This window comes from Streptomyces sp. NPDC002206, from assembly GCF_053593595.1.
In genome coordinates this window covers 51212-75977 of sequence record NZ_JBSFCW010000025.1, presented here as the reverse complement: position 1 = coordinate 75977, position 24766 = coordinate 51212, and the positions used below count along the sequence as shown (strand labels likewise).

The window sequence follows — 24766 nt, the reverse complement described above, 5'->3', positions numbered from 1 at the left end:
CCCGCCACGCCCCCACCCGTCTCCAGGCCCACGGTGCTCCTGACGAACTGCTCCAGCGCATACGCCTGCTGGGCGGATCCGCATTGGCCCGGCTACAGGTACTGAGGTCATCAGGCAGGGGGCCTGTGTTGCTCGTGTGACGTATGCGCACGCAACGCCGCTGTACCTACTGAACAGTCGCATGGGACAGCCTCACTGCCGTGGAGTCCATGGCAGCCCTGGAAGGGATACAAGAGTGGCACCTCAGGCAGCACGTCACCGGCGTTCGACAAAACGCCGCCTCATCGGCGCAGGCGCCGTGGCGACCGTGGCCGGAATCGCGCTCACCGCGACGCTCGTAGTGAACGCCGACGCCGCGTGGACGTCCACGTGGAATGTCACCGCGTCCGGCTGGTCCGGCCAGGACGACCCCCAGGTCTCCATCGACCGCTCCGGCGATGCGCTGCTCGCCTGGGCGGCCATGGACAATGCGAACAGCTCCTACTTTCGCGTACAGACCCGGGTGAAGTACGCAAACGGCACCCTGGGTGCGACCCGCACCCTGTCCCCGGACGGCCGCGCCATCAGCTGGGTGCAGGCCGACTCCGATGACACCGGCGACTCGTCGGTGGTGTGGCAGCAGGACAGCACCGTCGTCGGCCGCCGGGTCGCGTCCTCCGGCAGCCTCGTCGGCTCGCTGCAGATGCTCTCCACCCCCGGGTCGCCCGCAACCACGCCCTCGGTCGCCGTGACGCCCGGCGGCAGCTCGATGGTGGCGTGGACGGAGATCCGCGACGGCAGCTGGTACGCGGTGGCCCGTCGACTGAAGCTCGACGGCACGCTTGGCGCGGTGCACACACTCGGCTCGGGCTCGGCGGAGCCGCCGGCCATCGGCGTGGACCGCAATGGTCAGTTCGTCGTCGCCTGGGTACGCGGCTCCGAGGTGGTGGCCAAGCGGATGACCGCGACCTCGATCTCCGCGGCGAAGGTGCTCACCACGCCGATCGCGGCGTACGGCGGCTTCGGCATGGTTCGGGTCGGCGTGGACCGGGACGGCGACGCGGTGATCAGCTACCGTTCCGGCGGCGGCGACCGCTCGCAGGTCTGGGCCTCGCGCTGGAGCCACACCGGCACGCTGTCGAACCCGCTGCGTATCTCGACATCCACGGAGAACGTGGACTTCCACCACACCCTCGGGACAGACCTGGACGGCGACTCGATGATCGTGTGGGTACGCAACAACGCCGGCAAGCGCGAGCTGTACGGCCGCAAACTCTCCGCCGGCGGCACCCTCGGCGCCATCACGTCGCTGGGCGCCGGCGACCGCCCCGACCTCGCCCTGGACGACGACGGCGACGGCATGCTGGTGTCGCAGACCACCACGGCCATCTCCACGCCGCCGTACAGCGTCACAAAGGCCACCGCCCGGCTGATCAGCCGCTCCGGCACCTTCGGCAGCGCGAAGACGCTCACGACGGACGGCCGCGTGCCACAGGTCGCAGCGCGTCCGACGGCCGTGTTCACGACCACGTGGCAGCAAGAGTCGTACCCGTACACGATCAAGGCGATGACTGGTCCTTGATCTGTCTTGGTCGACGCTGCCGACGGCGGAGTCCGAACCATCCCTGTGCGCCCTGCCGCTGACCCTGCGCCCCTTCGTGGACAACCCCAACGCGCGAGGGCTGGGGGCCCAGACGTTCAAAGTGGGCGGTATGCCGTCCTGGGCGCAAGACCCCGAGTTCTACCGGTGCGCGTGCGGCGCCGATCTGGTGTACCTCTGCCAGGTACCGGAGGGCATGGAATTCGCCGTCCACCCGGGCCAACCAGAGCAGCCCTACAGCATCGGCGCCGACACCTACGGGTCTTCCTCGGTAACAAGGTCTATCTGCTGGCTTGCCCGGCCCACTGCGACCCGGCTGAAGTCTGGCCGGTGAACCAGAACTGAACGGCGCTTAGTACGCGCAGCGAGCCTGCCCACGTGATCGACGGAGTCAATGGGCGAGTCCAGCCCGGGAGCGATCTTGAAAACCGTCGTGGCGCGGGTCACCGTGGGTTCAAATCCCACACCCACCGCGCAGGTTGAAGGCCTCTGACCAGGAACATCGGTCGGGGGCCTTCGTCTTGGCCAGTGCCCGTGAGTTCCCGCTGTTCCCCGGTGTTCCCCGCTCCATCAGGCACGGCTGGGGCACGACAGCGTGCTGCGTGGAGCAACTCCCCCTGGAGTGTGTTGCCTCCAGTACGTATGTCGGGGGAGCCGATCACGCCCTCGAAGGAAGCTCTCTGACCTGCTAAGACTGCCGAGTTCCCCCGCATGGCCTAGAGGCTCTTGCGGGGGCACTGGTTTCTGGATCTGCGCGTTACCCCACCTTCGGAAGAGCACGGGCAGCTTCAGACCGTAGGCGGGTGCACCGCCGGACGCAGGGTCCGGGAGCGAGCTATATACCGCCCTGGTCCGGCATCGGGCAGCGCCGTCCGGTCCGCACCCGTGCGTCAGGGTGCGCAGACGTTGATGTCAGCCGTTGATGTCAGCGGGAGCCGTGACAACGGCCAGTGAGTGCGTGCTGGCGGCGAGCAACTCCGAGTATGGCTCTGCCATGCGCGCTGCTGCCATCGCGGAGGCAATCAGCTCATCCGTGGGCCCGTCGCCCGGCTGCTGCAGGACGCTAACGAGGAGACTGGCTAGGGGAACCGAATCAATCGCGATGCCGTCGAAGGGGCAATTGAGCTGCTGAAAGGCCTAACCGTGACGAAATCCGGCATGTACCTGCTCGTCGCATCCGCTGCGCTTGCCCTCGCCGTGGTCGGCTGCGACGCAGGGTCCACACCGGCCACCGCCGGAGGCGGTGGCCAGGCAAAGGCAGCCCGATGGTCCGAACCGCATCGGTATTCCTTCCGGCTTCTCTCCGAGTCCGGAGAGCGGAGCGGCCTTGGGGAGTACCGGATCACCGTGGGAAACGGGAAGGTCGTCAAAGCGATCGGCCTCGACGAGCCGGCCCGGCGCACGGTCGAGGAGAATCCGCAGGATGTGCCGACGCTTGGCGGTCTCCTCACTGATGTCCAGAAGGCCCGTGCAGGCCAGGCTGAAGTCGCGGAGACGGTATTTGCCGCAGATGGACACCCCACTGAGATTCACATCGACTGGCTGAAGAATGCCATTGATGACGAGGCCGACTACCTCATTACCGAATACCGCGAACTCCCCTGACTGGGGCGGCAAACTGCCGTCTACCGCGTGCCCGCCCTTCGGCCGGACGACGGCATCGCGATTGATTCGGTTCCTGTCCGACCTTCCCGCAGACACCCCCCTGAGCACGCTGGTCCGGCTCGCCAAGCTCCAGTGGCGCATCGAGTACCGCGGATCGAACGGCGAGATCTTGTAGGCGGATGCTCCTATGACGTCGTCGGCGCGGCCGATGTAGGCGAATGGCCGGAACAACGAACGGCGGCCGCAAACGACGTTGATGTCACCCGCTGATGCCAGAAGCCCCTCGGGATCATCCCGAGGGGCTTCTGAGCTGTGTGCACTCGGCAGGATTCGAACGTGCAACCTTCTGATCCGTAGCTCTATGTGGAGCGGTCAACGGCGGCCATAGCGGTCGCGTCGAAGTCTCCAAGGGACGTTGCAGGCCATGGACCATTGCTGGGGTTGCTGTACTCCGCTGCTGTACCGCAACCGAGCTCCGTCGCCCCTCTTCACGGGCGGCTGTCTACCGGTTCAGCGGGTTCCTGTCGTCGTCACTCGACGCAGCCGGTCAGACACACTGCCTTTCCGACGCGTCGCGGCGAAATAGGCGAAAATGGCTGTAGAGGTTGTTTTGGTATTTTCCAGGGAGTCGCAGATGGACGCCTCGGACGAACTCCTTCGAGGAGCTGACCCGGCGGCTCTTCTGACGCTGGACGGTGCCATTCTCAGCCTCAACGCTGCGATGGCCACAGCGCTGGGCAGGCCGGCGGAGCATTGCCAGGGACTTGACTTCGGTGAGCAGTTGCTGGGACGTGACTTCGGTGATGTGTGGCCCACAAGCCAGCGGATGTCGGCCGAGAACCTCGTGGCCCACGCCGCCAAGACGAAGACGGTCGCGATGCGGGTGCTGGACTTCCCCGGGCCAGGCGGAGCGCCCGTTGCCTGCTTGATGTAGGCGCAGCAGGTGAAGGATCCCGCAAGTGACGAGCAACTGGTCTGGGTGCACGCCCTGGACGCGCGGAACGACCTGGCGAGCCTGCTGATCCCGTTCCGGATAGCCACCAGGGCCGCCCACCTCGGCCTGTGGATGTATTCGCCCCATGAGCACCAGCTGGAGTGGCTCGGTGGCGCACCCGCCCTGGACGCGCTCTTTCCGGATACCACTATTTCACTTTCCGCAGTGATATCGGCAGTGCACCCTGAGGACCAGCCTCGATTCTTCAGCGAGGTTCGGTCGTTGACCGGCTCGGCGGTTCGCCCGTAATGTCCTTGGGCCGTTCGAGGTGGGCCGCCGCGTGACGCCGCGGGTGCGCCGGGTTCCACGGGCCCGGAGTGCTGCCGGTCTTCTCCTTCCCGGTCCTTGTCGGGGTAGTGCCCGGCCGTCAGGTGACGGCCGGGAGGGCGGTGAGCCGCTGCCAGCAGGTGGTGAATGCTTGTGCCCAGGGCCAGGTCACATCGATGCGCAGCCAGCGGCGGCGGGCGTGGTCGGCGAGGCGGGCGGGCAGGTGGTAGAGGCGGAAGCGCATGGTGTCGGGCTCGGCGTCGGCCAGGCCCTCGATGTCGTGCAGGGCCAGCAGCCTGACCCAGGCGTCGAGGTCGGCGGCGATGTTCGCGGCAAGCGTCCAGCCGCGGTTGACCTCCCACGAGGCGGACGGCAGATTGTCCAGCCCCATGGCCTTGTTGGTGCGGACCCGGTCTTCCACCCCGGCGTGCGAGCGGTGCAGTACGTCCAGGAACTGGCTGTGGCCCGAGCCGGCGATGCCTCACATGTGGCGGATGTTGGTGGCGGTTATCGCGTAGCGCCAGCCGGTCCTGGTCTCGAACGCGGTCAGCTTCTTCAAGTGCCGCCGGGACGGCCGGACGCGGCGGACGATCAGCCGCGTGCCCTCCGGCCAGCCCTCACTGGTGCTCACGCCGGTCACCTCGGCAACGAAGTAGCCTTCTTGAAGGCTGCCGTCCTGGTGCACGGAGGTCTCCCAGGCGGCCTCGGGCAGTTGGGCGATGGCCTGCTCGTCGGCGTCGGTGATCTTCCAGCCGACCGTGTAGCGGACCGTGCGCCGGGTGGTGTTCAACGCTTCAAGGTGTTCCAGCAGTCCGTGGGTGGCTCCGGCCCCGTCCACTCGCACCAGGATTTTCGCGGCCGAGGAACCGGGGATCTGGGCGAGGGCGTCGGTGAGCACCGTGATGTGGTCGGCCACCGTGTTTGCTCCGGCGTTGCCGGGTCGCAGCAGCATCGCCAACGACTCGGTGGTGTTCGCGCACCACGCGGCCAGTGGATGAAACCCGAACGTCTTTTTGAAGGTGACCGCCGCCCCGGCCTTCTTCGACGCCGCGGTGATGACCGTGGCGTCCAGGTCGATGACGATCCAGCCGGTCAGCCGCTTGCCCGCCACCGTCAGCCACGGGAAGCCGCCCGGCCGCAGATGCAGCAGACTCCACACGTGCCTGCGGACCCGGGCGCGTGCCTTCGCAATCTTCGCCAGTACTGCCTCGTCGAGCGCGGCCAGAGTGCGGCGGGCGGTGGAGTCCGAGGCCGCCGACCCGAACAACGGCCGATGATGCAACTGAAGTTGCTCGGCCTCCGACAGGTTCGCCGCCCCGAGCACGATCGCGGCCGCCAGGTGCACCAGCACGCTCGCCCGTTCCCGCCAGCCGGCCGCCGTGCTGGACGGCAACACCTTCCCCAGTGCGCCGGTGAGTCCAGTGCGGTCCGCGCATCGGCGCAGCAGCACCGCACCGGCATGCCCGATCAGTCTCTTCCCGTCAGCCACCACCGACAGCCGGCGGTCCCACCCTGTAGCCTTGCTCACCAGATTGGTGCCCTGATCCTTGCAGCGGATACGACGTAGACACTCGCATCCTCGCAGGTCAGCGGCACCATTCTGCTGTCGGGGCGTCAGGTCACCCAATATCGCTGAATACCCAGGGTTAAATCACGTGAGGCGAACACCGACCGCCCAGTGCCGATCTCGCCCGTGCTGGTCGCCATGCTCCGCGCCCACATAGAGGAGTTCGGCACGGCGGAGTTCGGCACGGCCAAGGACGGTCGGCTCTTCGCCAACGAGCGCGGGGGAGTCCTCGGCTCCACGAGCTACTGGCGGGTATGGCAGGAAGCCCGTCCCTACGCGTTGCCGCCGGACAAGACCGATTCGCCGCTGGCCCACCGGCCGTACGACCTGCGGCACACATGCATCACCAACTGGCTGAACGCCGGCGTCCCCGTGGCGGAGGTGTCCCGCCGCGCCGGGAACTCGCCGGAAGTGGTTCACCGTCGCTATGCCGGCTGCATCGACGGCCACGAGGAACTGAACAATCGGAAGATCGAGCAGGCCATGGGATGGGGTGAGACGGGAGGCTGAGCTGATCTCGGCGAGGGCCGGTCTGTTGCATGGTCGGTCAGCACGGAAAAACGTTCTAGCGACGGGCGGCGACCACATGCGACGGTTCAGCGCATGGGCAACTCCATGGCGTACCCCGTCCTCCGAACCAGCGACGCGGCCGAGGCATACGCGAAGGGCAAACGTCGCAATGGTCGGGGTGGGCCGCCCACCACACCGTCTTCGTGCATGTGGGGAAGACGGGCGACCTTCCCCGTGCCCAGCGCCTGGCCGCCCACATCGGTGGTCAGGTGTTGGGCGAGCCGCTGCTCGGATGGTGAACCGGCATGGTTTTGGCGTCGCGCTGGTGTCGGCAGCGGGCCTCGAAAACCCACTCGCCACTCACTCGCGATCAGTGACACACAACGACAAAGGGTCGGACCCAGTGAGACTGGGTCCGACCCTTTGTGCTTGGCACTTTGCCTGGTCAGCGGGTTGATCACGCTGTCCGGACTGAAGTGCCCCCGGCAGGATTCGAACCTGCGCACCCGGCTCCGGAGGCCGATGCTCTATCCCCTGAGCTACGGGGGCATGTCGCTGTCGTGTTCTGCGACGGGTGAAACACTACCAGCTTCCGCGGGGTGTCCGTGAACAGGTATTTCCACGCGGCCACCGTCCGCGTCACGTCGGCCGCCATGCCCTCCGCCGTGCCGTCCGCCGTGCCGTCCGTGGGCCACCCGGCCGCCACCCGTCCGGGGCCGGAAATGGGCAAAACCCGGACGCGGCCCCTACGTCCCACCTAGTCTCGGAGTGTGTCAGGGGCGTGTGGCCGCGTGCTTGTTGTTGACGACAACAAGGTCATCCGGCAGTTGATCAGGGTCAATCTCGAGCTTGAGGGCTTCGAGGTCGTGACCGCGGCCGATGGTGTCGAGTGCCTGGACCTGGTGCATCGGGTCTGCCCCGATGTGATCACCCTCGATGTCGTCATGCCCCGGCTCGACGGTCTGCAGACCGCCACTCGCCTGCGCTCCGATCCGCGGACCAGACATCTGCCCGTCGCGATCGTCAGCGCCTGTACGCAGTACGAGGTTGACAACGGTGTCGCCGCGGGCGTCGACGCGTTCCTGGCGAAGCCCTTCGAGCCGAGCGAGCTCGTACGGCTCGTACGGCAGTTGGCGAACAGGGAGGACCCGCCGTCGCTCGACGGCAGACAAAGCGCCGGGAAGGCCGAGAGCACCGCGGGCTGACCGCATGGCGAAACCAGGTCGCGGAGCGACCCCCTCCCTCCCATACGCTTGTCCCGTGACCCCCGCCGAGCTCTCCAGGACCGTGCTGCGCGCCGTGCGTCGCGCGGTCGAGGAGGATGCCTTGCGCGCGCCCGTGCCCGCGCGCGTGCGAGTGGAGCGGACACGGCCCGGCGGTAGCGGGGACTATGCCTGTGCCGTCGCGCTCCAGCTGGCCGGGGCCGCCGCGCGGCCGGCCCGGGAGGTCGCCGAGATCCTGCGGGACCGGGTCGCCGGCGCACCCGGGATCGGGAGGGTCGAGGTCACCGGGCCCGGATTCCTGAACTTCACGCTCGACGCGTCGGCGGATGCCCGGGCGCGCGACGCACTCCTACGCGATGTGCTGGCGCGAGGGGCCCGGTACGGGTACGGGGACGCGCTGGCCGGGGACATCCTGCAGTTGAGCCATGCCCGCGAGGTCCGGGCCGCGGTCACCGCCCACGCGCTGCGCACCATCGCACGTACCCAGGGTGCGCTGGTGCGCACCGACTGCGACGGGTCGCTCGACCCCGACTGGGTGCGGCTGGGGGTCGATATCGATGCCCCGGGGGAGCCTGCTGCGTTTCACACCGCCGTCCGGCCCCTTCCCGCCGGTGCTGCCGCGAGCGAGCTGCTGGAGCGGCTCGGGCCCGATGCCGTCCGGTGGGGGCTGCTGCGGCCGGCCGGGCACGACCGGGCCCCGCTCGGCGACGAGCTGCTCGTACAGAGCGCCGGCAATCCGCTGTTCCTCGTCCGCTACGCCCACTCCCGGGCCCGCGCGCTCACCCGTGGCGCCGCGCTCCTCGGATTCGACAGCTCGTACGACGAGGATGTCGACGCACCTGCACTGCTGCGCGCGCTGGCCGACTACCCCGATGCCCTCGCCGCCGCCGCCCGCCACCGCGCGCCCGACCGGCTCGCCCGGCATCTCGAAGACGTCGCGCACGCCTTCTTCGACTTCCAGGACTCCGCGTCCCCGCTGCCTGTCGGCGACGAGAAACCCTCGGCCGCCCACCGCTCCCGGCTGGCCGTTGCCGAAGCCGCCGGGACGGTGCTCGCAGGCGGCCTGTCCCTGCTCGGTATCAGCGCACCCGAACACCTCTGAGAGATCCGAGAGAGCAGAGCAACACCATGAGCCGATCCGCACACCCCGCCGGTCCTCGTCACGCCGACGTCCTGACCGAGGGGCACTACACGGCCCCGCCCGCCGACCTGAACGTTCTCGACGAGAAGGTCTGGGCCCGCACCGTCTCCCGCGACGACGACGGTGCCGTGACCGTCGGCGGGATCGAAGTGACCCGGCTGGCCGAGGAATTCGGCACGCCCGCCTACTTCCTCGACGAGAGCGACTTCCGCGCCCGCTGCCGCGCCTGGGCCGACGCGTTCGGACCGGGCGCCGATGTCTTCTACGCCGGCAAGGCGTTCCTGTCACGGGCTGTCGTGCGCTGGCTCAAGGAGGAGGGGCTCAACCTCGACGTCTGCTCCGGCGGCGAGCTGACCACCGCGCTCGATGCCGGAATGCCCGCCGAGCGCATCGCCTTCCACGGCAACAACAAGACCGTCGCCGAGATCGAGCGCGCCGTCCAGGTCGGTGTCGGGCGGATCGTGCTCGACTCGTTCCAGGAGATCGTCCGCGTCTCGCACATCGCGCAGCGGCTCGGCAAGCGGCAGCGTGTCCAGATCCGGGTGACGGTCGGCGTCGAGGCGCACACCCACGAGTTCATCGCCACGGCTCACGAGGACCAGAAGTTCGGCATCGCGCTGGCCGGAGGACAGGCCGCCGAGGCGGTGCGCCGGGCGCTCACGCTCGACGGGATCGAGCTCATCGGCATCCACTCGCACATCGGCTCGCAGATCTTCGACATGGCCGGCTTCGAGGTCTCCGCCCGCCGCGTGGTCCAGCTCCTCGCCGAGGTGCGCGACGAGCACGGTGTCGAGCTGCCGGAGATCGACCTCGGCGGTGGTCTGGGCATCGCGTACACCTCCGACGACGACCCGCGCGAGCCGCACGAGATCGCCAAGGCGCTCGGCGACATCGTGACCCGCGAGTGCGAGGCGGCCGGCCTCGCCACCCCGCGGATCTCGGTCGAGCCCGGGCGCGCCATCGTCGGACCCACCGCGTTCACGCTGTACGAGGTCGGCACCATCAAGCACCTCGAAGGTCTGCGTACGTACGTCAGTGTCGACGGCGGCATGTCGGACAACATCCGCACCGCGCTCTATGACGCCGAGTACAGCGTCGCGCTCGTCTCGCGCCGCTCCGACGCCGAGCCGATGCTCGTACGCGTCGTCGGCAAGCACTGCGAGAGCGGTGACATCGTGGTCAAGGACGCGTTCCTGCCGTCCGACCTCGCGCCCGGCGATCTGATCGCCGTGCCCGCCACCGGCGCCTACTGCCGCTCGATGGCGAGCAATTACAACCACGCGCTGCGCCCGCCCGTCGTCGCCGTGCGCGACGGAGAGGCGCGGGTGATCGTCCGGCGCGAGACGGAGGAAGATCTCCTGCGTCTCGATGTCGGCTGATGAAATAGATGTCTCAGGATCCGGACGGGTGGCAGAAACTCCCGTCCGGTGAGTGAGACTGGTCCACACATGAGCATGCATGAGAAACGAGGTCGGATGATGCGTACGCGTCCGCTGAAGGTGGCGCTGCTGGGCTGTGGAGTGGTCGGCTCAGAGGTGGCGCGCATCATGACGACGCACGCCGACGACCTCGCCGCGCGCATCGGCGCGCCCATCGAGCTCGCCGGTGTCGCTGTCCGCCGGCCCTCGAAGGCGCGGGAGGGGATCGACCCCGCGCTGATCACCACCGATGCGACCGCCCTGGTCAAACGGGGCGACATCGACGTCGTCATCGAGGTCATCGGCGGCATCGAGCCGGCTCGCGCACTCATCACCACCGCCTTCGAGCACGGCGCGAGTGTCGTCTCCGCCAACAAGGCACTGCTCGCCGAGGACGGCGCCGCTCTGCACGCCACCGCCGAACAGTACGGCCGGGACCTCTATTACGAGGCGGCTGTGGCCGGTGCCATTCCGCTCGTGCGGCCACTGCGCGAGTCCCTCGTCGGTGACAAGGTCAACCGGGTGCTGGGCATCGTCAACGGCACGACCAACTTCATCCTCGACAAGATGGACACCAGCGGCGCGGGCTACTCCGAGGCGCTCGACGAGGCCACCGCCCTCGGGTACGCCGAGGCCGACCCGACCGCCGACGTCGAGGGCTTCGACGCCGCCGCCAAGGCCGCGATCCTCGCCGGAATCGCCTTCCACACCCGGGTGCGGATCGGCGAGGTGCACCGCGAGGGCATCACCGAGGTCACCGCGGCCGACATCGCGTCGGCCCGCCGCATGGGCTGCACCGTCAAACTCCTCGCCATCTGCGAGCGCGCCGCCGACGGCCGGTCCGTCACCGCGCGCGTGCACCCGGCGATGATCCCGCTCAGCCACCCGCTGGCCTCCGTCCGTGAGGCGTACAACGCGGTCTTCGTCGAGGCGGAGGCCGCCGGGCAGCTGATGTTCTACGGCCCCGGCGCGGGCGGTTCCCCGACCGCCTCCGCGGTACTCGGCGACCTGGTCGCGGTCTGCCGCAACAAGCTCAACGAGGCCACCGGCCCCGGTGAGTCCGCGTACACGCGTCTGCCGGTCAGCCCCATGGGCGAGGTCGTCACGCGGTACCACATCAGTCTCGACGTGGCCGACAAGCCTGGCGTACTCGCCCAGGTCGCGACGGTCTTCGCCGAACAGGGCGTGTCCATCGATACGGTCCGCCAGCAAGGCCGCCAGGACGGAGGCGGCGAGGCATCCCTCGTCGTCGTCACCCACCGCGCGCCCGACGCCGCCCTCTCGGCGACCGTCGAGGCGCTGCGCAAGCTCGACACCGTGCGCGGTGTCGCCAGCATCATGCGTGTTGAAGGGGAGTAAGGACCCATGACCAGCAAGGGCACCCACCAGTGGCGCGGCATCATCGAGGAGTACCGGGACCGCCTTCCGGTCACGAGCACGACGCCGGTCGTCACGCTTCGTGAGGGTGGTACGCCGCTCGTTCCCGCTCAGGTCCTCTCCGAGCGCACGGGCTGCGAGGTGCACCTCAAGGTCGAGGGCGCCAACCCCACCGGGTCCTTCAAGGACCGCGGTATGACGATGGCGATCACCCGGGCCAAGGAGGAGGGCGCCAAGGCCGTCATCTGCGCCTCCACCGGCAACACCTCCGCCTCCGCCGCCGCGTACGCGGTGCGGGCGGGCATGGTCTGCGCCGTCCTCGTACCGCAGGGCAAGATCGCTCTCGGCAAGATGGGCCAGGCGCTCGTCCACGGCGCCAAGATCCTCCAGGTCGACGGCAACTTCGACGACTGCCTGACGCTGGCCCGCTCGCTCTCGGACAACTATCCGGTGGCGTTGGTCAATTCGGTCAATCCGGTCCGCATCGAGGGTCAGAAGACCGCGGCGTTCGAGATCGTCGACGCGCTCGGCGACGCCCCCGACATCCATGTCCTCCCAGTCGGCAATGCGGGCAACATCACCGCGTACTGGAAGGGTTACACGGAGTACGCCGCGGATGCCATGTCGACGCACAAGCCGCGCATGTGGGGCTTCCAGGCCTCGGGATCCGCGCCCATCGTCCGCGGCGAGATCGTCAAGGACCCGTCGACCATCGCCACCGCGATCCGGATCGGCAACCCGGCCTCCTGGCAGTACGCGCTGGACGCGCGCGACGAGTCGGGCGGCTTCATCGACGAGGTGACGGACCGTCAAATCCTTTCTGCCTACCGCCTGTTGGCCTCCCAGGAGGGCGTCTTCGTCGAGCCTGCCTCGGCCGCATCGGTCGCCGGTCTGCTCAAGGCCGCCGAAGAGGGCAAGGTCGACCCCGGTCAGAAGATCGTCTGCACGGTCACCGGCAACGGCCTGAAGGACCCCGACTGGGCCGTCGCGGGCGCCCCGCAGCCCGTCACCGTACCGGTCGACGCGGCCACCGCCGCGGAGAAGCTGGGCCTCGTGCAGTAAAGACATCAGCAGCTCAACCGCCCCTTTTCGGGGCGGAGAGCGCATAGGAGGCGTGCGACACGCATCGTGCGCCTCCTGTGCGCCCTATGTCGCGACAGAACCTTCCTTCGATAAGCTGTAGTCAACCCGCCCCGCCGCAATTGCCGCGGTGTCGCCTTCGTGGCCGTCGGGTTCTCCACAGGCCTACGAAATATCCACCGCCACAATCCCCGCCGCAACAATCCCCACTGCCTCACAAGGAGAGTCGTCGAAGCGATGGCCGGTCCCGCCTTCCGAGCCGCCGCCGTCCGGGTGCGCGTCCCCGCTACCAGCGCCAACCTGGGCCCGGGTTTTGACGCCCTCGGCCTGTCGCTGGGGCTGTACGACGACGTCGTCGTCCGCGTCGCCGACGCCGGCCTGCACATCGACATCGCCGGCGAGGGTGCCGACACCCTGCCCCGCGACGAGAGCCACCTCCTCGTGCGCTCCCTGCGTACGGCCTTCGACCTGCTCGGCGGACAGCCCCGCGGCCTGGAGATCGTCTGCGCCAACCGCATCCCGCACGGGCGTGGCCTCGGCTCCTCCTCCGCGGCCATCTGCGCCGGTATCGTCGCGGCCCGCGCTGTGACGACCGGTGGCGATGCCCGGCTCGACGACGCGGCACTGCTGGAGCTCGCCACCGAGATCGAGGGCCACCCCGACAATGTCGCGGCATGCCTGCTCGGCGGCTTCACGCTGGCCTGGATGGACGGCGGGTCTGCCCGCGCGATCAGGATGGATCCCTCGGATTCCATCGTTCCGGTGGTTTTCGTCCCCGGCCAGCCGGTGCTCACCGAGACCGCCCGCGGACTGCTGCCACGTACCGTCCCGCACGTCGACGCCGCGTTCAACGCCGGCCGTGCGGCCCTCCTCGTCGAAGCCGTGACCAGGCGCCCCGAGCTGCTGCTCGCCGCGACCGAGGACCGGCTGCACCAGGAATACCGCGCCCCCGCAATGGCCGAGAGCGTGGAACTTGTGAACCGACTGCGCGCCGACGGCGTCCCTGCAGTCATCTCCGGTGCCGGGCCGACCGTGCTCGCGCTGGCCGAGGACGGTGCGGCCGACAAGGTCGCACGGCTGGCGGGCGAGGGATGGGCGGCCAACCGGCTCACTCTCGACGCCTCGGGTGCGAGTGTTCTGCCGCTCGCCCCGTAGCGAGAAGTGATTGCCGGTGAGTGAGAGGGGGAATGTTTGTTGGAGCCGGTAGTGTTAACCTCAAGTCTGCAACCGACGTCTATGTGGCGCGTTGCTTCGTGTCCCTTTCCGGGGCCACCATTTCTTCCGAGAGCCTCCCCAACTGCCTGAGCAGCCTGCCTGAGCAGTTTCGAGCACGCTCCGGAACCGGCACGACACCCCTCGCTTGTCCAGGAGTGGGCCGAGCAGGGGGATGCTCGCGCCGGACCCTTGCACACTCATCTCTCCGCCGTACCCGGCGGACCACCGCCCCGGCACGGTCCGCAAGATTCAAAGACCGCAGTCGGACAGCACAACCGGTCGCCGAGCCAGAAGGCCGACGTCCGCTCCAGGGAAGGACCCTTCGTGAGCGACACCACCGATCTGATGGGCGTGACTGCCGACAAGACCGTCGACAGCTCCGCGCCCGCCGAAGGTGCTGCCACTGGCACCACCGCACGGCGCCGCCGCTCCGGCACCGGCCTCGATGGCATGGTCCTGGCCGAGCTGCAGCAGGTCGCGTCCGGCCTCGGTATCAAGGGCACTGCGCGGATGCGCAAGAGCCAGCTGATCGAGGTCATCAAGGAGGCGCAGGGCGGAAGCGCTGCGCCCAAGGCTGCCGCAGCGCCCGCCGCCGCGGACGCCGAGACCAAGCCGAAGCGCCGCGCCACCTCCAAGGCGCGCACGGGGGACGAGTCCGCCGCCGCGCCCGCCGAGAAGGCCACGGCCCAGCAGCAGATCGACATCCCCGGCCAGCCGGCCAGCGACGACCAGCCCACGGGTGAGCGTCGTCGGCGCCGTGCGACCGCGCAAGCGGGCAGCCCGGACGTCAAGGCGGAGCCCAAGGCCGAGGCCAAGGTGGAGACGCAGGCCGAGCCGAAGGGCGACGACCGCGCCGAGGCGAAGGCCGAAGCCGCCGTGGACACCGCCGAAGGCCGCCGTGGCGACCGTGGCGACCGTGGCGACCGCGGTCAGCGTGGCGACCGCGGTGAGCGTGGCGACCGCGGTGAGCGTGGCGACCGCCGTGACCGTCAGCGCGACCGGCGCGGCAAGGGCGACGAGCAGGGCGGTGGCCAGGGCCAGCAGCGCCAGGGCCAGGGCCAGCAGCGCCAGGGCCAGGGCCAGGGCCAGAGCCAGGGTCAGGGTCAGGGTCAGGGCCAGCAGGGTGGCGGCGGACCGCAGGACGACGGTTACGACGACGAGGCAGGCGGCCGTCGCGGTCGCCGTGGCCGCTACCGCGACCGCCGTGGCCGCCGTGGCCGCGACGACTTCGCGAGCGAGGCGCCGCCGGTCACCGACGACGACGTCCTGATCCCCGTCGCGGGCATCCTGGACATCCTCGACAACTACGCGTTCATCCGGACCTCCGGCTACCTGCCGGGCCCGAACGACGTGTACGTGTCGCTCGCCCAGGTCCGCAAGAACGGCCTGCGCAAGGGTGACCACGTCACCGGTGCGGTGCGCCAGCCCAAGGACGGCGAGCGCCGCGAGAAGTTCAACGCGCTGGTCCGCCTCGACTCGGTCAACGGCATGGCTCCCGAAAGCGGCCGTGGCCGCCCGGAGTTCCAGAAGCTGACCCCGCTCTACCCGCAGGACCGGCTCCGTCTGGAGACCGACTCCAACGTCCTGACGACGCGGATCATCGACCTGGTCGCACCGATCGGCAAGGGCCAGCGTGGTCTGATCGTGGCCCCGCCGAAGACCGGCAAGACCATGATTCTGCAGGCGATCGCCAACGCGATCACCGTCAACAGCCCCGAGTGCCACCTGATGGTCGTCCTGGTCGACGAGCGTCCGGAAGAGGTCACCGACATGCAGCGGTCGGTGAAGGGCGAGGTCATCTCCTCGACCTTCGACCGTCCCGCCGAGGACCACACCACCGTCGCCGAGCTGGCCATCGAGCGCGCCAAGCGTCTCGTCGAGCTGGGTCACGACGTGGTCGTCCTGCTGGACTCGATCACCCGCCTCGGCCGCGCGTACAACCTCGCGGCCCCGGCATCCGGTCGCATCCTGTCCGGTGGTGTCGACTCGACCGCGCTGTACCCGCCGAAGCGCTTCTTCGGCGCCGCGCGCAACATCGAGGACGGCGGCTCGCTGACCATCCTGGCCACCGCGCTCGTCGAGACCGGCTCGCGCATGGACGAGGTGATCTTCGAGGAGTTCAAGGGCACCGGCAACATGGAGCTCAAGCTCGACCGGAAGCTCTCGGACAAGCGCATCTTCCCGGCGGTGGACGTTGACGCGTCCAGCACCCGTAAGGAAGAAATCCTGCTCGGCAGCGACGAGTTGGCGATTGTCTGGAAGCTGCGCCGGGTGCTGCACGCACTCGACCAGCAGCAGGCGATCGAACTGCTCCTGGACCGGATGAAGAAGACCCAGTCCAACGCGGAGTTCCTGCTCCAGATCCAGAAGACGACGCCCGCTCCGGGCAACGGCAACGACTGACGTCGTATCGCTCAGGCAGTCGTCACAGGGCCGCCCCCGTCACCTCGGTGACGGGGGCGGCCCTGTTCCCGTGCATCGTTTTCCGGCCTTTCGGCAGATCCGCCCGATCCGAGACCTTCGCCACACAGCGACCGTTCCGCTCCGGGCCCCGGCGATGCCTGTAACCGGCAAGAAACCGCAGGTGAGCGCGGGATCACCGGGCGTTCCTCGCCGTCGTGTGCGGCTTCCGTCCTCACCCGGTCACGACAGGGTGCTGTGCAACCCTTTTTCGAGCCGGCGCGTCGTACTCATAGCGACAAAGCGACAGAACCAGCACCCGAACACCACTGCAGGGGGTAGCCGGGGCAGGTGAGGATCGAGGAGACGGATGACCGGGCAGAGCGGGAGCAACGGCCGAATACACGGCACCGGCAAGCGCCGGAAGGAGCCTTCCCGCCGCCGCAGGGCGACGGCCATAGCCGCCTGGACCGTGGCCGGTGTGGTCGTCGTGGGTGGTACGGGCCTGGGGTACGCGTACTTCAAGCTCAACGGAAATCTCAAGGCCGTCGACATCAACGCCGCGCTCGGCAAGAACCGCCCGGCCGATGTCGACAACGGCTCGCAGGACATCCTCGTCCTGGGCTCCGACTCCCGCTCCGGCGCGAACTCCGAGTACGGCAGGGACGAAGGCACCGCCCGCTCGGACACCGCGATGGTCGTGCACCTCAATCAGGGCCACAGGACCGCGAGCGTCGTCTCCATCCCGCGCGACACCCTCGTCACCCGCCCCGAGTGCACGAGCGACACCAGCGGCGAGACCGTACCGGGCGAGCAGCGCGCGATGTTCAACACGGCGTACGAGGTCGGCGGACCGGCCTGCGCGGTCAAGACCGTCGAGGCGATGTCCGGCATCCGCATGGACCACTACCTCGAAGTCGACTTCACGGGCTTCAAGAAGCTCATCGACCAGCTGGGTGGCGTCAAGATCACCACCACGCAGGCGATCAACGACGCCAAGAGTCACCTGAATCTGACGCCCGGCACCCACACCCTCGACGGAGAGCAGTCGCTCGGCCTGGTCCGCACCCGCAAGAGCGTCGGCGACGGCAGCGACCTCGGCCGCATCCAGCTCCAGCAGGCCTTCATCAAGGCGCTGATGGAACAGGCGAAGACCGTGGGGGTGTTCTCCGACCCGAAGAAGCTGTTCGGCCTCGCGGACACGGCGACCAAGGCCATCACCACCGACTCCGACCTGGGTTCGGTCAAGGAGCTCACGGGCTTCGCCAACGGCCTCAAGGGGCTCGGCTCGAAGAACGTCCACATGGTCACGCTGCCCGTGCAGTACGACCCGGCCGACCCGAACCGCGTCGTACCGCTGGAGAAGGCCGCACAGCAGGTGTGGACCGCCCTCAAGCAGGACAAGCCGATCCCCGCCTCCGCCATCGAGAAGTCGGCCGGTGACAAGGGCGATGCCGGCCAGGTCGTCCGGTAGGACCACCGCAGTCCGGTGACCCGGCATGCGCGGAACGTTCCGGACCGCTCGGGAATAGTTGCGGCCCGCCCCCGGTTTTGGGAGATACGGCCGGTCCTGGCAGACTGGTACGTCGGCCCCGGTTCACGGATGCGCAAATCCGCGCGTACGACCCGGCGCCCTCCCGAACCTAGGAGACACCCTTGAAGCGCGACATCCACCCCGAGTACGTCGAGACGCAGGTCAGCTGCACCTGTGGCGCGTCGTTCACCACGCGGTCCACCATCGGCGGCGGCGCCATCCGTGCCGACGTCTGCTCCGAGTGCCACCCGTTCTACACGGGCAAGCAGAAGATCCTCGACACCGGTGGCCGTGTGGCCCGCTTCGAGGCCCGCTTCGGCAAGGCTGCAGGCTCCGCCAGCAAGTAGCGAGCCCTTGCGCCGGTTCTCGGCGCCCTCTTCCCGGGGGCGCCGAGACCGGCGTTTTTTTCCGGCCGGGGGGTACGGGCCCGTCCCCGCAGCCCCGACCGGACAGCACCACGCCTTCCAGCAGGCACGTCGAAGTCACTTCCCCGAGCTCTTGATGAGCAGGGGATACCCCCACCCCCAGGAGCCCCCGATGTTCGAGGCGGTCGAGGAACTGATCGGCGAACAGGCCGATCTTGAGAAGAAGCTCGCGGATCCCGCGGTCCACTCCGACCAGGCCAACGCGCGCAAGCTCAACAAGCGCTACGCCGAGCTGACCCCGATCGTCGGTACGTACCGCTCCTGGAAGCAGACCGGGGACGACATCGAGACCGCCCGCGAGTTCGCGGCGGACGACCCCGACTTCGCGGCCGAGGTGAAGGATCTGGAGAAGCAGCGCGAGGAGCTCACCGAGAAGCTCCGCCTCCTCCTGGTCCCGCGCGACCCCAGCGACGACAAGGACGTGCTCCTGGAGATCAAGGCGGGCGCGGGCGGCGACGAGTCCGCCCTGTTCGCCGGCGATCTGCTGCGCATGTATCTGCGGTACGCCGAGCGCGTCGGCTGGAAGACCGAGATCATCGACTCCACCGAGTCCGAGCTCGGCGGGTACAAGGACGTCCAGGTCGCCGTGAAGACCAAGGGCGGCAACGGTGCCACCGAGCCCGGCCAGGGTGTGTGGGCCCGGTTGAAGTACGAGGGCGGCGTGCACCGCGTGCAGCGGGTGCCGTCCACCGAGTCCCAGGGCCGTATCCACACATCGGCAGCCGGTGTGCTCGTCACGCCCGAGGCGGAGGAGGTCGACGTCGAGATCCACGCCAACGATCTCCGTATCGATGTCTACCGCTCCTCGGGCCCCGGCGGCCAGTCCGTCAACACGACGGACTCCGCTGTCCGGATCACGCACCTGCCGACCGGTGTCGTCGCCTCCTGCCAGAACGAGAAGAGCCAGCTCCAGAACAAGGAGCAGGCGATGCGTATCCTGCGGTCGCGACTGCTTGCCGCGGCCCAGGAGGCGGCTGAGCAGGAAGCCTCGGACGTCCGGCGCAGCCAGGTGCGTACCGTCGACCGTTCCGAGAAGATCCGCACGTACAACTTCCCGGAAAACCGGATCTCGGACCACCGCGTCGGATTCAAGGCGTACAACTTGGACCAGGTGCTCGACGGTGAACTGGACGCAGTCATCCAGGCTTGCGTCGATGCCGACTCCGCCGCCAAGCTCGCCGTCGCATAAGCAACACCCCGCCCCGCCCGTGAAACCGTACGGAGAACCGCGATGAACCTGCTGCTCGCCGAGGTGGCCCAGGCCACCCAGCGGCTGGCCGACGCCGGTGTACCCTCACCGCGATTCGATGCGGAGGAGCTCGCCGCGTTCGTGCACGGCGTCAAGCGGGGCGAGCTGCACAATGTGCCGGACGCGGACTTCGACGCCCGGTACTGGGAGGCCATCGCCCGCCGCGAGGCCCGCGAGCCGCTCCAGCACATCACCGGTCGCGCCTTCTTCCGCTACCTGGAGCTCCAGGTCGGCCCCGGCGTCTTCGTCCCCCGCCCGGAGACCGAATCGGTCGTCGGCTGGGCGATAGACGCCGTCCGCGCGATGGACGTCGTCGAGCCGATGATCGTCGACCTCTGTACGGGATCGGGCGCCATCGCCCTCGCCATGGCCCAGGAGGTGCCGCGCTCGCGTGTGCACGCCGTGGAGCTGTCCGAGAAGGCCCTCGCCTGGACGCGGAAGAACGCCGAGGGGTCCAGGGTCACCGTGCACCGCGGAGACGCCCTGACGGCCCTTCCCGAGCTCGACGGCCAGGTCGACCTGGTCATCTCCAACCCGCCGTACATCCCGCTCACCGAGTGGGAGTACGTGGCACCCGAGGCCCGTGACCACGATCCGGAGATGGCGCTCTTCTCCGGCGAGGACGGTCTCGACACCATCCGCGGCATCGAACGCACCGCACACCGTCTGCTGCGCCCCGGCGGTCTCGTCGTCATCGAGCACGCCGACACCCAGGGCGGTCAGGTGCCGTGGATCTTCACCGAGGAGCGGGGCTGGGCCGATGCGGCCGACCACCCCGACCTGAACGGGCGCCCCCGGTTCGCCACGGCCCGCAAGGCCATGCCGTGACCGGCGCCCCGCACGCGCACCCGCACGACCCGTACCCGTACACGCTTGAGGAGGCCGGCTGATGGCACGGCGATACGACTGCAACGACGCGACCGACCGTACGACGGGTCTGCGCGAAGCCGCGTCCGCCGTGCGCCGCGGCGAACTGGTCGTGCTGCCCACCGACACCGTGTACGGGATCGGTGCGGACGCCTTCAGCTCCGAAGGCGTCGCCGACCTGCTCGACGCCAAGGGCCGCGGCCGCAATATGCCCACCCCTGTCCTGATCGGCTCCCCGAACACCCTGCACGGCCTGGTCACGGACTTCTCGGAGCAGGCCTGGGAGCTCGTCGACGCCTTCTGGCCCGGCGCCCTCACGCTCGTCGCGAAGCACCAGCCGTCGCTCCAGTGGGACCTCGGCGACACCCGCGGCACCGTCGCCGTCCGGATGCCGCTGCACCCGGTCGCCATCGAGCTGCTCACCGAGGTCGGTCCGATGGCCGTCTCCAGCGCCAACCTCACCGGACACCCGTCTCCCGAGGACTGCGACGCAGCCCAGGAGATGCTCGGCGACTCCGTCTCCGTCTACCTCGACGGCGGCCCGACCCCCGGCATCGTGCCGTCCTCCATCGTCGACGTCACGGGCAAGGTGCCGGTACTGCTGCGCGCCGGTGCGCTCTCCGTCGAGGAACTCCGCAAGGTGGTACCCGACCTCGAGGTGGCCAATTGACCGCCCCTGAGGGGCGTGGTATAGCGGGGCGGACCGACACCTTCCGCATCCTCCACGTCAGCACCGGCAACGTCTGCCGCTCGCCGATCACCGAGCGGCTGACACGCCATGCCCTGGTGGACCGGCTCGGCGATCCGCTCAGCGGCGGCCTGATCGTGGAGAGCGCCGGCACCTGGGGGCACGAAGGCGCCCCCATGGAGGCCAACGCCGAGATCGTCCTGGCCGACTTCGGCGCCGACGCCACCGGCTTCGTCGGCCGCGAACTGCTCGACGAGCACGTGATCCGCGCCGACCTCGTCCTCACCGCGACCCGCGACCACCGCGCCCAGGTGATCTCGATGGGTCACTCGGCCGGCCTGAGGACGTTCACGCTCAAGGAATTCACCCGGCTGGTCCGGGCCATAGACCCCGCGACGCTGCCCGACCCGCGCGACGAGGGCGTCGTCGAACGCGCCCGCGCGCTGGTCCGCGCGGCAGCCGCGCTGCGCGGCTGGCTGCTGGCCCCCACCGCCGAGGCCGACGAGGTGTACGACCCGTACGGCGCCCCGATCACGTTCTTCCGCTCCGTCGGCGACGAGATCAACCAGGCCCTCGACCCGGTGGTCACCGCACTGACGGGCGTACCGGCCCCGCACTGACGCGTCCGGGGGCAGCGTGCAGCAGGCAGCGAGCCGGGTACTGGCCTACCTTGGATCTGACGCCAGCGCACCCCCACTCCAGGCCCGGAGCCGTCAGATGTCGGTCACCACCCCCGCCGCCCCCTCCTCCGCCCACGTCACCGCCCTGCCGCAGGACTTCGCAGCCCTGATCCGGGAGGACCCGGAGATCGCCGATGTGCTGCTGGGGGAGCTGCACCGGCAGTCGAGCACGCTGCAGCTGATCGCCGCCGAGAACTTCACCTCGCCCGCGGTCCTTGCCGCCCTCGGCTCACCGCTCGCCAACAAGTACGCCGAGGGATACCCCGGCGCCCGCCACCACGGGGGCTGCGAGATGGCCGACGCCGCCGAACTCATCGCCGTCCAGCGGGCCACCACGCTCTTCGGTGCCGAGCACGCCAACGTCCAGTCGCACTCCGGCTCCTCGGCCGTCCTTGCGGCGTACGCGGCACTGCTGCGCCCCGGCGACACGGTCCTCGCGATGGGACTCCCGTACGGCGGACACCTCACCCATGGCTCGCCCGCCAACTTCTCCGGCCGCTGGTTCGAGTTCATCGGCTACGGGGTCGACTCCGACAGCGGTCTGATCGACTACGAGCAGGTGCGCACCCTGGCCCGCACCCACCGGCCCAAGGCGATCGTCAGCGGCTCGATCTCGTACCCCCGTCACCCCGACTACGAGGTGTTCCGCGAGATCGCCGACGAGGTCGGCGCGTATCTGATCGCCGATGCCGCGCATCCGATGGGGCTGATCGCCGGGGGAGCTGCGCCCAGTCCCGTCCCGTACGCCGATGTGGTGTGCGCCACCACGCACAAGGTGCTGCGGGGGCCGCGCGGCGGCATGATCCTGTGCGGCGCGGAGCTGGCCGAGCGGATCGACCGGGCGGTCTTCCCCTTCACCCAGGGCGGGGCGCAGATGCACACCGTCGCGGCCAAGGCGGTGGCGTTCGGGGAGGCGGCGACACCGGCGTTCACGGGGTACGCCCACCAGGTGGTGGCACATGCGCGGGTGCTGGCGGCCGGCCTGGAGGCCGAGGGCTTCGAGGTGACCACCGGCGGCACGGACACCCATCTGATCGTCGCGGACCCGGCGCCGCTGGGCGTCGACGGCCGTACCGCCCGCGAGCGGCTCGCGGCTGCGGGCATGGTGCTGGACACCTGCGCGCTGCCGTACGGGGACGCCCGGGGCATCCGGCTCGGCACCGCCGCGGTCACCACCCAGGGCATGGGAGACGCCGACATGGCGCGGATCGCGGTGCTCTTCGGGGCGGCTGTACGTGAGGAAGGCGACGTCCGTGCGGAGGTGCGGGAACTGGCAGGGAAATATCCCCCCTATCCGGGGTAGACGTGGCTCGTGCAACCATCACCCGTACCTCCGTGTCCTCAACCATGAGGCCGACGTAGTTAAGGTGTGGGCTGAGATGGCCGGCGAAACCTGTGGGGCAGCCCGTGCGTGATTACTTGCTGACACTGTGTGTCACGGCCGCGGTGACCTATCTGCTGACCGGTCCGGTGCGGAAGTTCGCGATCGCGGTCGGGGCGATGCCCGCGATCCGAGCGCGTGACGTCCACCGAGAACCGACACCGCGGCTCGGCGGCATCGCCATGTTCGGCGGGCTGTGCGCCGGACTGATCGTCGCGGACCATCTGTACAACCTCGACGGCGTCTTCCAGCTCTCCAACGAGCCGCGGGCGCTGCTCTCCGGCGCCGCCCTGATCTGGCTGATCGGCGTCCTCGACGACAAGTTCGAGATCGATGCGCTGATCAAGCTCGGCGGGCAGATGATCGCCGCCGCGGTCATGGTCATCCAGGGTCTGACGATCCTCTGGCTGCCGATCCCCGGCATCGGCACGGTCGCCCTCACCCAGTGGCAGGGCACGCTGCTCACCGTCGCACTGGTCGTCATCACGATCAACGCGGTCAACTTCGTCGACGGCCTGGACGGCCTGGCGGCCGGCATGGTGTGCATCGCCTCCGCCGCGTCCTTCCTCTACACGTACCGGCTCTGGTACGGGCACATGATCGAGGCGGCCGCCCCCGCGACGCTCTTCACCGCGATCCTGATGGGTATGTGCCTCGGCTTCCTGCCGCACAACATGCATCCCGCCCGGATCTTCATGGGCGACTCCGGATCGATGCTGATCGGCCTCGTTCTGGCGGCCGGCGCGATCTCCGTCACGGGCCAGGTCGACCCGGACGCGATGAAGCTCTTCGCGGGCAGTGAGCGCGAGGCCACCCACGCGATGCTGCCGGTCTTCATCCCGCTGCTGCTGCCGCTGACCATCATCGCGATCCCGGCCGCCGACCTGGTGCTGGCGATCGTGCGGCGTACCTGGAACGGCCAGTCGCCGTTCGCGGCGGACCGCGGCCATCTGCACCACCGGCTGCTGGAGATCGGTCATTCGCACAGCAGGGCCGTGCTGATCATGTATTTCTGGTCGGCTCTGATCGCCTTCGGGACGGTCGGCTACTCCGTGCACTCGGCATCGCTGTGGATCGTGCTGGTCATCGTGGGGCTGAGCGCCGTGGGCCTGGTCCTGCTGCTGATGCCCCGCTTCACCCCGCGCGCCCCGCGCTGGGCGGAGCACTTCGTGCCGCCCCGTTACCGCCGCCGGGGCCATCACGGCGAGGAGCCGGGAGCGGCGCCCTCATCTGCGTACGGGACCCAACAGGGGCCCAGGGGCGCGCAGATGGGGCAGGACGCGGAGGGGCCCCAGGGGCGGCGCCCGGTCGTCGCGGGAGTCTCCGGCGTCAACGGAGCGACCGCGATCGGCCCTCGTTCGCGCCTCCCGGAGAGACACAAAGCCGATACGACCCGCTAACGATTCGGGCACCGAAGGGCATTACCAGACAAAGCGTTGAGTTGTTTTGCTCACACGCGCGGATTAACTCTCATGTGTGACAGCGACCACACTTTCTTGGTAAAGACCTCATCAAATAGTTTGTGATACCGTTCACTAAGCCCGGTGACGGAGCCGAAGGAGCCTA

19 protein-coding genes, 1 tRNA gene and 3 pseudogenes are annotated in these 24766 nt (G+C 69.0%); 20 read left to right on the top strand and 3 right to left on the bottom strand.

Annotation, left to right across the window (positions count from 1 at the left end; translation table 11 throughout):
• The first annotated feature begins 235 nt into the window (after positions 1 to 235).
• A complete protein-coding gene (locus ACWCP8_RS31225) occupies positions 236 to 1561 on the top strand; it encodes a hypothetical protein (RefSeq protein ID WP_451119505.1) in 1326 nt (441 codons plus the stop codon).
• A gap of 930 nt (positions 1562 to 2491) precedes the next feature.
• Here the strand turns inward: ACWCP8_RS31225 and ACWCP8_RS31220 are convergent.
• Positions 2492 to 2638 (bottom strand): annotated as a pseudogene (locus ACWCP8_RS31220) (SAM-dependent methyltransferase); the annotation flags it as partial.
• A gap of 99 nt (positions 2639 to 2737) precedes the next feature.
• Here ACWCP8_RS31220 and ACWCP8_RS31215 point away from each other — a divergent pair.
• From ACWCP8_RS31215 to ACWCP8_RS31205, 3 genes are all read left to right on the top strand, one after another.
• A complete protein-coding gene (locus ACWCP8_RS31215) occupies positions 2738 to 3184 on the top strand; it encodes a DUF6174 domain-containing protein (protein WP_451119503.1) in 447 nt (148 codons plus the stop codon).
• 634 nt (positions 3185 to 3818) lie between these two features.
• Positions 3819 to 4118, top strand: a complete 300-nt coding sequence (locus ACWCP8_RS31210) for a hypothetical protein (RefSeq protein ID WP_451119501.1) — start codon at positions 3819 to 3821, stop codon at positions 4116 to 4118.
• A 9-nt stretch (positions 4119 to 4127) separates the two neighbouring features.
• The gene (locus tag ACWCP8_RS31205; RefSeq protein ID WP_451119499.1) at positions 4128 to 4427 is read left to right on the top strand and encodes a hypothetical protein; all 300 of its coding nucleotides are present in this window, start codon (positions 4128 to 4130) and stop codon (positions 4425 to 4427) included.
• A 118-nt stretch (positions 4428 to 4545) separates the two neighbouring features.
• Here the strand turns inward: ACWCP8_RS31205 and ACWCP8_RS31200 are convergent.
• Positions 4546 to 5895, bottom strand: a pseudogene (locus tag ACWCP8_RS31200) (IS1380 family transposase).
• A 195-nt stretch (positions 5896 to 6090) separates the two neighbouring features.
• On the opposite strand from ACWCP8_RS31200, the pseudogene ACWCP8_RS31195 reads away from it, so the two are divergent.
• Positions 6091 to 6522, top strand: a pseudogene (locus ACWCP8_RS31195) (tyrosine-type recombinase/integrase); the annotation flags it as partial.
• Between the two features lie 477 nt (positions 6523 to 6999).
• On the opposite strand, the gene ACWCP8_RS31190 reads toward ACWCP8_RS31195, so the two are convergent.
• Positions 7000 to 7071: transfer RNA gene (locus ACWCP8_RS31190), tRNA-Arg, on the bottom strand.
• 221 nt (positions 7072 to 7292) lie between these two features.
• Between ACWCP8_RS31190 and ACWCP8_RS31185 the strand changes: the two genes are divergently transcribed.
• The 15 genes from ACWCP8_RS31185 to ACWCP8_RS31115 all read left to right on the top strand — a co-directional run bounded on the left by ACWCP8_RS31185 (position 7293) and on the right by ACWCP8_RS31115 (position 24600).
• Positions 7293 to 7727: a response regulator gene (locus ACWCP8_RS31185; RefSeq protein WP_451119497.1), complete on the top strand. Its 435-nt coding sequence runs from the start codon at positions 7293 to 7295 to the stop codon at positions 7725 to 7727.
• A gap of 55 nt (positions 7728 to 7782) precedes the next feature.
• Complete coding sequence (gene nrtL / locus ACWCP8_RS31180) at positions 7783 to 8847, top strand: ArgS-related anticodon-binding protein NrtL (protein WP_451119495.1); 1065 nt, start codon at positions 7783 to 7785, stop codon at positions 8845 to 8847.
• Positions 8848 to 8873: 26 nt separating this feature from the next.
• The gene (lysA, locus tag ACWCP8_RS31175) at positions 8874 to 10265 is read left to right on the top strand and encodes a diaminopimelate decarboxylase (protein WP_411086227.1); all 1392 of its coding nucleotides are present in this window, start codon (positions 8874 to 8876) and stop codon (positions 10263 to 10265) included.
• A gap of 99 nt (positions 10266 to 10364) precedes the next feature.
• Entirely contained in the window at positions 10365 to 11663 is a 1299-nt protein-coding gene (locus ACWCP8_RS31170; RefSeq protein WP_352263252.1) for a homoserine dehydrogenase, read from the top strand.
• Between the two features lie 6 nt (positions 11664 to 11669).
• Positions 11670 to 12743, top strand: a complete 1074-nt coding sequence (gene thrC, locus ACWCP8_RS31165) for a threonine synthase (RefSeq protein ID WP_326815013.1) — start codon at positions 11670 to 11672, stop codon at positions 12741 to 12743.
• 255 nt (positions 12744 to 12998) lie between these two features.
• On the top strand, positions 12999 to 13916 hold the full coding sequence (gene thrB, locus ACWCP8_RS31160) for a homoserine kinase (protein ID WP_451119493.1): 918 nt from the start codon (positions 12999 to 13001) through the stop codon (positions 13914 to 13916).
• 384 nt (positions 13917 to 14300) lie between these two features.
• Positions 14301 to 16379, top strand: a complete 2079-nt coding sequence (gene rho, locus ACWCP8_RS31155; RefSeq protein ID WP_451119491.1) for a transcription termination factor Rho — start codon at positions 14301 to 14303, stop codon at positions 16377 to 16379.
• Between the two features lie 367 nt (positions 16380 to 16746).
• Positions 16747 to 17850: an LCP family protein gene (locus tag ACWCP8_RS31150; protein WP_451119489.1), complete on the top strand. Its 1104-nt coding sequence runs from the start codon at positions 16747 to 16749 to the stop codon at positions 17848 to 17850.
• Positions 17851 to 18032: 182 nt separating this feature from the next.
• Positions 18033 to 18257, top strand: a complete 225-nt coding sequence (gene rpmE / locus ACWCP8_RS31145; RefSeq protein WP_030971552.1) for a 50S ribosomal protein L31 — start codon at positions 18033 to 18035, stop codon at positions 18255 to 18257.
• A 190-nt stretch (positions 18258 to 18447) separates the two neighbouring features.
• The gene (gene prfA / locus ACWCP8_RS31140; protein WP_352262833.1) at positions 18448 to 19524 is read left to right on the top strand and encodes a peptide chain release factor 1; all 1077 of its coding nucleotides are present in this window, start codon (positions 18448 to 18450) and stop codon (positions 19522 to 19524) included.
• A 42-nt stretch (positions 19525 to 19566) separates the two neighbouring features.
• Positions 19567 to 20412 carry a peptide chain release factor N(5)-glutamine methyltransferase gene (gene prmC / locus ACWCP8_RS31135; RefSeq protein WP_451119488.1) on the top strand — a complete coding sequence of 282 codons (846 nt, stop codon included), beginning with the start codon at positions 19567 to 19569 and terminating at the stop codon, positions 20410 to 20412.
• Positions 20413 to 20473: 61 nt separating this feature from the next.
• Entirely contained in the window at positions 20474 to 21121 is a 648-nt protein-coding gene (locus ACWCP8_RS31130) for an L-threonylcarbamoyladenylate synthase (protein WP_030915951.1), read from the top strand.
• Positions 21118 to 21759 (top strand): arsenate reductase/protein-tyrosine-phosphatase family protein, encoded by a 642-nt coding sequence (locus tag ACWCP8_RS31125; RefSeq protein ID WP_267001792.1) that lies wholly within the window; start codon positions 21118 to 21120, stop codon positions 21757 to 21759. Before ACWCP8_RS31130 ends, ACWCP8_RS31125 begins: the two co-directional genes overlap by 4 nt.
• A 97-nt stretch (positions 21760 to 21856) precedes the next feature.
• A complete protein-coding gene (locus ACWCP8_RS31120) occupies positions 21857 to 23122 on the top strand; it encodes a serine hydroxymethyltransferase (RefSeq protein WP_352262838.1) in 1266 nt (421 codons plus the stop codon).
• 92 nt (positions 23123 to 23214) lie between these two features.
• Positions 23215 to 24600, top strand: coding sequence for an MraY family glycosyltransferase (locus ACWCP8_RS31115; RefSeq protein ID WP_451119486.1), 1386 nt, complete (start codon positions 23215 to 23217; stop codon positions 24598 to 24600).
• The last annotated feature ends 166 nt before the right edge of the window (positions 24601 to 24766 follow it).

Bases quoted from the DNA above. Each gene is read 5' to 3' on its own strand.
- prfA (WP_352262833.1), top strand. From the start codon at position 18,448: ATGTTCGAGGCGGTCGAGGAACTGATCGGCGAACAGGCCGATCTTGAG.
- ACWCP8_RS31210 (WP_451119501.1), top strand. From the start codon at position 3,819: ATGGACGCCTCGGACGAACTCCTTCGAGGAGCTGACCCGGCGGCTCTT.
- ACWCP8_RS31150 (WP_451119489.1), top strand. From the start codon at position 16,747: ATGACCGGGCAGAGCGGGAGCAACGGCCGAATACACGGCACCGGCAAG.
- ACWCP8_RS31170 (WP_352263252.1), top strand. From the start codon at position 10,365: ATGCGTACGCGTCCGCTGAAGGTGGCGCTGCTGGGCTGTGGAGTGGTC.
- lysA (WP_411086227.1), top strand. From the start codon at position 8,874: ATGAGCCGATCCGCACACCCCGCCGGTCCTCGTCACGCCGACGTCCTG.
- thrB (WP_451119493.1), top strand. From the start codon at position 12,999: ATGGCCGGTCCCGCCTTCCGAGCCGCCGCCGTCCGGGTGCGCGTCCCC.
- ACWCP8_RS31130 (WP_030915951.1), top strand. From the start codon at position 20,474: ATGGCACGGCGATACGACTGCAACGACGCGACCGACCGTACGACGGGT.
- thrC (WP_326815013.1), top strand. From the start codon at position 11,670: ATGACCAGCAAGGGCACCCACCAGTGGCGCGGCATCATCGAGGAGTAC.
- prmC (WP_451119488.1), top strand. From the start codon at position 19,567: ATGAACCTGCTGCTCGCCGAGGTGGCCCAGGCCACCCAGCGGCTGGCC.
- ACWCP8_RS31120 (WP_352262838.1), top strand. From the start codon at position 21,857: ATGTCGGTCACCACCCCCGCCGCCCCCTCCTCCGCCCACGTCACCGCC.
- ACWCP8_RS31215 (WP_451119503.1), top strand. From the start codon at position 2,738: ATGTACCTGCTCGTCGCATCCGCTGCGCTTGCCCTCGCCGTGGTCGGC.